General features: G+C 66.8%; 1 protein-coding gene. It reads right to left on the minus strand.

Annotated elements, in window-relative coordinates:
- Window positions 1-29: 29 nt before the first annotated feature.
- Window positions 30-1,318, minus strand: a protein-coding gene (locus NYZ95_RS19790; RefSeq protein WP_372500530.1) for an IS3 family transposase whose coding sequence is annotated in 2 segments (ribosomal slippage) — window positions 30-1,001 and window positions 1,004-1,318 — 1,287 coding nt in all. Because the reading frame shifts where the segments join, the coding sequence is not laid out codon by codon here.
- Window positions 1,319-1,369: the final 51 nt, after the last annotated feature.

A 1,369-nucleotide genomic window follows, 5' to 3' on the forward strand; every position in this document is an offset into this window, starting at 1 on the left:
TGAACCACCCCGGCGTGTCCGGAGACTTTCTAGTTTGAGACTCCGACCGTTGTCGGGGTCTGGTGGTGAGCGTAGTGAGCGGCCTCGGCTTCGACGGGTGTGAGGTCGTCGCAGTACTCGAAGGGTCGGCGGTGGTTGAACCAGTCGACCCATTCGGCGGTGGCGATCTCGAGGTCGTCGAGGCCCTTCCACGGCCGCCGCGGTTTGATCAGCTCGGTCTTGTAGAGCCCGATCACTGACTCGGCTAGGGCGTTGTCATAGGACGAGCCCACGGCCCCGGTCGAGGGCTTGATCCCCGCAGTCGCGAGGTGCTCGGTGTAGGCCACGGACAAGTACTGCGTGCCGTGGTCGTGATGCGCGACCAGACCGGTCAGATCCCGGGCGTCTCGACCGCGGGTCCAGATGGCCTGCTCAACAGCGTCGACGACGAACTGGCTGGCCATCGTCGTGGCCACCGACCAGCCCAGGATCCTTCGGGCGTAGGCGTCGATGACGAACGCGGTGTAGCACCAGCCCGACCACGTCGAGACATACGTGAAGTCGGCTACCCAGAGCCGGTCCGGAGCCAACGGTGCGAAGTTGCGGTCCACCAGATCCAACGGCTTCGGCGCGCGCGGGTCGCTGATCGTGGTGCGCTTGACCTTGCCGCGTACCGCGCCAGCCAGCCCGAGCTCACCCATCAGCCGTTCCACGGTGCACCGCGCGATCGGCGGCGCGTCCGCGGCGCGTTCCCGGTTCAGCGTGAGCCAGACCTTCCGGGCGCCGTAGACGCCGTAGTTCGACGCGTGGATATCGGCGATCATCGGCTTCAACTCCGCGTCGCGGACCTCGCGGGCTGACGGCCTCTTGCCGCGGTGTTCGTAGTAGGTCGCGGGGGCGATCTTGGCGCCCAGCTCGGTGAGCTGGTTGCAGATCGACTCGACACCCCACCGCAGACCGCCCTCGTCGCGGCGGCCCGCGACAGAGTCGATGTACTGCACGATCAGCGCTGTTGGTGGTGGGGCCGGTCGAGTTCGGCCGCGAAGAAAACCGATGCGCTCTTCAAGATCGCGTTGGCCCGCTTGAGCTCGGCGTTCTCCCGCTTCAACCGCTTCAGCTCCGCCGACTCCTCCGACGTGACGCCGGGCCGCTTCCCGCCGTCGATCTCGGCTTGGCGGCACCACTTGCGGATCGTCTCCGGCGTCCCGACCCCCAGCAAGGTGGCCACCTGCGTCATCGCCGCCCAGTCCGACTCATAGTCGGGACGAAGCTCAGCGACCATCCGGACCGCCCGCTCACGCAGCTCAGCCGGGTACCTCTTCGACGTACTCCCTGACATGACTCCATCCTTCCCAAGCAACAGAGTCTCCGGACACGCCGGGGTGGTTCA

The organism is Mumia quercus, assembly GCF_025506335.1.
Lineage (GTDB): Bacteria > Actinomycetota > Actinomycetes > Propionibacteriales > Nocardioidaceae > Mumia > Mumia quercus.